9 protein-coding genes and 1 pseudogene are annotated in these 6,069 nt (G+C 52.0%); 5 read left to right on the top strand and 5 right to left on the bottom strand.

Going from position 1 to position 6,069, the window contains the following annotated elements; all coding sequences use genetic code 11:
- Nucleotides 1–164 precede the first annotated feature (164 nt).
- Together relE and relB are read right to left on the bottom strand one after the other, a co-directional pair.
- On the bottom strand, nucleotides 165–452 hold the full coding sequence (relE, locus tag BV390_RS29815; protein WP_000323025.1) for a type II toxin-antitoxin system mRNA interferase RelE: 288 nt from the start codon (nucleotides 450–452) through the stop codon (nucleotides 165–167).
- Complete coding sequence (relB, locus tag BV390_RS29820) at nucleotides 452–691, bottom strand: type II toxin-antitoxin system antitoxin RelB (RefSeq protein WP_004196370.1); 240 nt, start codon at nucleotides 689–691, stop codon at nucleotides 452–454. Before relB ends, relE begins: the two co-directional genes overlap by 1 nt.
- A 24-nt stretch (nucleotides 692–715) precedes the next feature.
- Here relB and ydfV point away from each other — a divergent pair.
- The 4 genes and pseudogenes from ydfV to BV390_RS29835 form a co-directional block, all read left to right on the top strand.
- Nucleotides 716–814: pseudogene (gene ydfV / locus BV390_RS31765) on the top strand (protein YdfV); the annotation flags it as partial.
- 127 nt (nucleotides 815–941) lie between these two features.
- Nucleotides 942–1,307 (top strand): hypothetical protein, encoded by a 366-nt coding sequence (locus BV390_RS29825; RefSeq protein WP_009651956.1) that lies wholly within the window; start codon nucleotides 942–944, stop codon nucleotides 1,305–1,307.
- A 43-nt stretch (nucleotides 1,308–1,350) separates the two neighbouring features.
- Entirely contained in the window at nucleotides 1,351–2,088 is a 738-nt protein-coding gene (locus BV390_RS29830) for a HupE/UreJ family protein (RefSeq protein WP_008460272.1), read from the top strand.
- A gap of 13 nt (nucleotides 2,089–2,101) precedes the next feature.
- Entirely contained in the window at nucleotides 2,102–2,791 is a 690-nt protein-coding gene (locus BV390_RS29835; protein WP_004196322.1) for a hypothetical protein, read from the top strand.
- 30 nt (nucleotides 2,792–2,821) lie between these two features.
- On the opposite strand, the gene chrA is transcribed toward BV390_RS29835, so the two are convergent.
- Nucleotides 2,822–4,198 carry a chromate efflux transporter gene (gene chrA / locus BV390_RS29840; RefSeq protein WP_004196363.1) on the bottom strand — a complete coding sequence of 459 codons (1,377 nt, stop codon included), beginning with the start codon at nucleotides 4,196–4,198 and terminating at the stop codon, nucleotides 2,822–2,824.
- Nucleotides 4,155–5,132, bottom strand: coding sequence for a chromate resistance protein ChrB domain-containing protein (locus BV390_RS29845; protein ID WP_004196334.1), 978 nt, complete (start codon nucleotides 5,130–5,132; stop codon nucleotides 4,155–4,157). Before BV390_RS29845 ends, chrA begins: the two co-directional genes overlap by 44 nt.
- A 346-nt stretch (nucleotides 5,133–5,478) precedes the next feature.
- Here BV390_RS29845 and BV390_RS29850 point away from each other — a divergent pair, with 346 nt between their 5' ends.
- Nucleotides 5,479–5,850 (top strand): hypothetical protein, encoded by a 372-nt coding sequence (locus tag BV390_RS29850; RefSeq protein WP_004196359.1) that lies wholly within the window; start codon nucleotides 5,479–5,481, stop codon nucleotides 5,848–5,850.
- A 32-nt stretch (nucleotides 5,851–5,882) separates the two neighbouring features.
- Here the strand turns inward: BV390_RS29850 and BV390_RS31365 are convergent.
- On the bottom strand, nucleotides 5,883–6,069 hold a 187-nt coding region (locus BV390_RS31365; RefSeq protein WP_206098742.1), incomplete at its 5' end, for a hypothetical protein.

The raw sequence follows: 6,069 nt of genomic DNA on the forward strand, positions 1-6,069 counted from the left end.
TGTATAACAGCAAAAGGCCACATAAATCACTCGAACTGATGACGCCAGTGGACTATATTTTACGTGAGAGTAAAAATTGCAATATGTGGTGGACCCATACATCTCCTGTCAACGCAAAGCAGAAGTGTCACCATCGGTGCGAAACAGAGATGTCATGCTTTGGTTCAGAGAATGCGTTTGACCGCCTCGCTATATACTTCCGAGCGTTCTCTTTTCCCAACAGAAATCACGAAAACGACAACTTTCTCGTCTATAACCTGGTATACAAGGCGATAGCCTGAAGACCGGAGCTTAATCTTGTAACAATCAGGCATACCACGGAGCTTGTTTGCTTCAATCCGGGGTGACTCAAGTACTTCAACCAGCTTCTTTTTCAACTGTTCACGTACCGTCGAGCCCAGCTTTCGCCATTCCTTTAGTGCCCGCTCGTCAAAATCCAGAAAATACGCCATCAGAGTTCATCCAGCGTCACACGTACTGGCTTAGGATTACAAAGTCGTTCTTTCACTATCTCCACAAGTTCAGCATCTTCATCACTCAGGAGTGTCTGTTTGAACGGCAAGCGTTCATTGTCAGCGATATACTCGAGCATGAGACGAAGCGCTTCAGAAGGAGTTACGCCCATTTTTTCAAGCGCGGCGTAAGAACGCGCTTTAAGTTCATCGTCAATACGTAGGTTAATGCTACCCATGTCTTACACCCCTTGTAATTACAAATGTCATTACAAGTATCGCACTACAACATGCTTAGGGCAAGTCACGAAGTAAGTCAGAAAGTAGTCGTAAGAACGGTGATCACTGTCCGCTTTGTGCCAGAAGTGGACGGCAGGATTTGTTGAACATTTCAGACAAAACCAAACTCAAAACAACTATTGAAATCAAGCCAGCATAGCGGATACATTACGCACGTTGTTACTTTGTATCATCAGGATGCCGTTAACTGTGTTTATCAGCCGTGAAGTCATTTCCAGAATCGTGCTTATCATCATGGCTGTTGCCGTGCTGAGCAGTTCGTTTATGGCAAAGCCACAGGCTGCATACAGCGTTCAGGAAACAACGTCCATCAGTGACCATCAACACGACAGCGATGAACCACTGAATGAGCACGATCCATTGTTGTTTCACTCCCACGGTAGCGTGCATCACCTCAATGCCGATCATTCCCACGATCTGAATAAACTCTTTGCTCTGCCTACTCTGCACGCATGGAATCCGGGCATGCGGGTGATATATGCGTTGAGTTCAGAACAAATACTGCAAATGCCGCAGTCCACCCCCGAACGCCCTCCGAGAATCCTGTCTGCGTAATAACTTCTGCTAATTCGTTATTATTCAACATGTAAGGATTTTTATGTATACCAGCCTTGATACACAGGGCCGGTTGAGCGCTCGCCTGCTTTCAGCTCAGGCGCGTTCGGCTTGTCTGTTTTTCCTGTTGTTACTGCTTTTCTACAGCCAGGGCGCGTATGCGCACGGCGTGGCGGAAGGCGACAAAGGGTACATCCAGGAAATCACCGGGGTGAACATCATCCCGTTTATCTACCTTGGCGCGAAGCACATGGTGACCGGTTACGATCATCTGCTGTTTCTGTTCGGGGTGATTTTCTTTCTCTACAAAATGCGTGATATCGGGCTGTACGTTAGCCTGTTCGCTATCGGGCATTCAACGACGCTGCTCATCGGCACCTTCTTTGATATCAGCGTCAGTGCTTACCTTATTGACGCCATTATCGGGCTGTCCGTGGTCTATAAAGCGCTTGATAACCTCGGGGCATTCCAGCGCTGGTTTGGCGTTCAGCCCAACACGAAGCTTGCGACGCTCATCTTTGGATTCTTCCACGGTTTTGGTCTGGCAACCAAAATCCAGGAATTCGAAATCTCTCCCGATGGCCTGTTTGTCAACCTGATTGCCTTCAACATTGGCGTTGAGATCGGCCAGCTGCTCGCGCTGAGCGCCATCCTGATCGTTATGAGCTACTGGCGGCAAACGGCGAGCTTTTTCCGACACGCTTATACCGCCAATGTGGTGATGATGAGCGCGGGATTTCTGTTAATGAGTTACCAGCTTTGTGGCTACATTTTAGCCTGAGGGAGACAAAACAATGTACAACACTGATTTACCAACACGCGCAGAATTACCTTCTGCCATCAAACTGATGCAGTCCACTATCCTCGCCGCCATCGTGGCGCTGACGCTGCTGATCACCGTCGTCATGCCTTCGGAATACGGCATTGATCCTACTGGCGTGGGTCGTTTACTGGGGCTTAAGCAGATGGGAGAAATCAAAACGCAGCTTGCCGAAGAAGCTGATGCCGATAATCAGGCCAGCGCTGTTCAGCAAGGACAGCTGGCTGCGCCAGTTAATGAGCGACCGATCCCGGATAATCCTCCGGCAATAACGCAGAACACCTACCCGGAGCTGAGCGTTCCGGCGACCACGCGCGCGCCGGAAGTACCATCGGCTGGCTCGCAACGTCATCAGATGCTCATCACCCTGAAGCCTAACGAAGCTGCTGAAGTTAAACTGGAAATGCGCAAAGATGCCCGCGTGACCTATCAGTGGACAAGTTCCGGACCGGTAAACGTGGATGCGCACGGCGATCCGGTCAACGCCCCGAAAGGCTTCTACCATGGCTATGGTAAAGCCCGGCAGATCACATCCGGAGACGGCGTTTTACAGGCCGCGTTCGAGGGTAAACATGGCTGGTTCTGGCGAAATCGTGGTTCTGAGACCATCACGATCCAGCTTGATACAACCGGCGACTACCTGAACATCAAACGGGTTATCTGATAAATCAGGGGCAGGATAACCTGCCCCTTTTCACACAGCTGACAGCCCGGTCAGGCGGAGTATCAGCCCGGCGAGAGCCGCCATGGCAATAACGTGCGTAACCTTCCATTTTAATCTGAAAAGCGCAAACGCAGCGGCGACGGCAATCAGGGCGGCAGGGATATCGATCCCTCCCTTTGCGCCTTCCGGCCATACGGTATGCCAGATAAAAAACAGCCCCAGATTAACAATGACGCCCACTACGGCCGCTGTGATGGCGGTTAAAGGTGCCGTGAAACCCGCCTTGTTGTGGGTCGTTTCGATAAACGGCCCGCCTGCCAGCACGAAAATGAAGGACGGGAGAAAGGTAAACCAGGTCACCATGCAGGCGGCAACGGCGCCGCCGACAAACAGCATATCCGCGCCAAAAACGGCATGGGTATACCCGCCCACAAATCCGACAAACGTGACCACCATAATCAGCGGGCCGGGCGTGGTTTCTCCCAGCGCCAGCCCGTCCATCATCTGCCCGGCAGTCAGCCAGCCAAAATTGACGACAGCACCCTGATAAACGTATGGCAGGACGGCGTAGGCCCCACCGAAGGTAAGGAGCGCAGCCTTGGTAAAGAACCAGCCCATCTGCGTCACCGGATGCGCCCAGCCCAGCCCCAGCGTCAGCACCGTCATGGGAATAAGCCAGAGCAGTGCACCCGCTGCCACAATCCTTAACAGTTTCGCCCAGCTGAACAGGGCATGCGCCGGTACGGGCGTATGATCGTCAATAACCGCAGCATCAACGGCGGCTTTCTCCTGTTTGTTATGCCCGCTGCCGCTGTGAAATTTTTCCGGCGCGATGCGTCCGCCGATAAAGCCAGTTATCGCTGCTGAAATAACGATGACGGGAAAAGGAACGTTCAGGGCGAAAACGGCCACAAAAGCCGCAGCAGCTATGGCCCAGTGGGCACCGTGTTTCAGCGCACGGGAGCCGATGCGATGCGCCGCCTGCAGCACGATTGCCGCCACGGCGGGTTTAATGCCGTAAAAGATACCGGCAATAATGGCAACGTCTCCCCAGGCGATATAGATCCACGACAACGCGATAAGAATAAAAAGTGAGGGAAGGATAAATAACAAACCCGCTATCACTCCGCCCAAGGTCCTGTGCATCAGCCAGCCAATGTAGGTGGCAAGTTGCTGAGCTTCCGGACCGGGCAGCACCATACAGAAATTGAGTGCGTGGAGAAAACGGGACTCGGAAATCCAGCGCCGGTTCTCGACCAGTTCCTGATGCATGATCGCAATCTGTCCGGCAGGACCGCCAAAGCTGATAAAACCCAGCTTCATCCAGAACCAGAACGCCTCCTTCAGGGGGACCGGCTTGGGCTTAACGTTTTCCTCTGCCAGCGTCAGCAACTCCGTTTTGTTCATCATGGCCGGACCTCATTTCAAACGTCGTTAACAGACCGTCAAACAGCGAACAGGCCGCTGTGAGTAATGTGTCATCATCCGTAATGCTTTCACGCAATCCTGCCAGTACACTTTCAACGCCAGCGGCTTCGGGGGGCTGAACCCCGCCAACATCAAGGTAATGCACAAGCATCCCCAGACCATTCAGGGCATCCCCCGTCAGCCCGAAGCGGACCATCAGCACTTCAAAGGTCACACGATTGTCGATGTGGCTGAAGGTCGCGCCATCAAAATCAAACCCCACCGCCTCTTCCGGGCAATCGTTGCCATCCTTAAGCCAGAGAAACTGCGCATCCTGGTCGATAAAACGCCGTATAAGCCAGGCGCTGGCAAGCCTGTCAATCCATGGCCGGCGACGCGTAGCCCAGATCCTGTTATGAAAATCCTCAGGCTTCAGCCGTGTCAGCAAGCCACTGACGGCATGAGGCTCTCCGGGAGAGATGAACCTGTTAATGCCAGCTTCCAGTTCTGACAAGGCAAAAATGGCCTGCGCCTGCGCTTCACCAGGAAAGAAATCAATCGCCACAATCCGATCCAGCTCGCGACGAAGTTTTCTTACCATCTTCAGTTGGCTGACCGCGGTTTCCTCATTAAGGTCGTTTTTACAAACCTGAAGGCTCTCCATCAGGATCAGGTACTGCTGAGAGCGATCGAATAACGGGCGAATTTTCTCTTCGTCGGAAGTCTCTGCGTCAAAAACAAAGGCCGTTCCTCCCTCACCGCTGATTTCACGACTCATCTCGTTAAAAATCTCATGGCTCTGTTGCGCTTCAGGCAACAGATAAACGCCGTCGCGCAGCATGGCGGCACCGGTATTTTTTAATGCCCGCCAGACACGCATACGTAATGTGGCCTGCTCAGTGGGCAGTGTCAGAATAAGGATATGTAGTTTCATAGTGTAGAGATTAATACATATGGTAGAGATTGCTACATATTTTCAGTCTTTCTAACCGTACATATCGCTATCTTTTTATGGTGCTCATAATTGCTCTTATCGGTACCGGTCTTGCTACCGTTGCACTGGGCCTGCTGGCGGGCGACAGGGCAGGGGGAGTCGGGAACGGCGCTGGCAATGAAGATGCTTGCTTATATTCTGGTCGCCCCGGTCGCTGATGCATTATGCGGGCCTTTTTATTCATATCGCCAATACAAGACTTTACATTCCAGCCCTTACATCCTCCCCGGGGGGATGCTAATCTTTTTATACCGTTGTCATTGTCTATTGAGGAAAGCAATCAGCGATGTACCCGATGTTTAAACGTTCGCCCCGTTATGTTCTGATGATCGTCATCATGGCCATTGGCATGATGATGTCGTCGATGGTGACGTTTGCGTCGCACGGTACAAACGGCCTGACAGGCTACGAGATGAATCTGCATGACGCAGAAGTCACCATGTCAATGCAGGATCACTCTCACGATTCGGATATCCCTCAGTCTGGCCACGCAGGCCATCATCAGACAGACCATTTCCATGAAACCCCTGAGCAGCCGCCCTCTGTAGAGATTTCCCTCTCTCCTGTAACAGACAGATGGTTGCCGCTTGCCGATCTTCGTAGCCCGGTTAAGGCCACGGACATCATTTACCGTCCTCCCAGCATCCGCCAGATCTGATCGCTGTTACCGGCAGTTTTTGCTGCCCGGCTTTAATCAACTTCAGATTTAGCGGAGAGGCTATGTATAAAGACTCTATCCAGGCGCGTCGAGAGATTGCGCGTAATTTCACTGGCACTGTTGCAAATAGTCGGTGGTGATAAACTTATCATCCCCTTTTGCTGATGGAGCTGCACATGAACCCATTCAAAGGCCGGCATTTTCAGCGTGACATCATTC

The organism is Klebsiella sp. YJ (assembly GCF_002108615.1).
GTDB lineage: Bacteria > Pseudomonadota > Gammaproteobacteria > Enterobacterales > Enterobacteriaceae > Klebsiella > Klebsiella planticola.

What these genes read in the sequence shown, in the direction of transcription:
- relB (WP_004196370.1), bottom strand. Translation starts at nt 691, where the DNA reads ATGGGTAGCATTAACCTACGTATTGACGATGAACTTAAAGCGCGTTCT.
- chrA (WP_004196363.1), bottom strand. Translation starts at nt 4,198, where the DNA reads ATGAACAAAACGGAGTTGCTGACGCTGGCAGAGGAAAACGTTAAGCCC.
- BV390_RS29845 (WP_004196334.1), bottom strand. Translation starts at nt 5,132, where the DNA reads ATGAAACTACATATCCTTATTCTGACACTGCCCACTGAGCAGGCCACA.
- BV390_RS29835 (WP_004196322.1), top strand. Translation starts at nt 2,102, where the DNA reads ATGTACAACACTGATTTACCAACACGCGCAGAATTACCTTCTGCCATC.
- relE (WP_000323025.1), bottom strand. Translation starts at nt 452, where the DNA reads ATGGCGTATTTTCTGGATTTTGACGAGCGGGCACTAAAGGAATGGCGA.
- BV390_RS29850 (WP_004196359.1), top strand. Translation starts at nt 5,479, where the DNA reads ATGTACCCGATGTTTAAACGTTCGCCCCGTTATGTTCTGATGATCGTC.
- BV390_RS29830 (WP_008460272.1), top strand. Translation starts at nt 1,351, where the DNA reads ATGTATACCAGCCTTGATACACAGGGCCGGTTGAGCGCTCGCCTGCTT.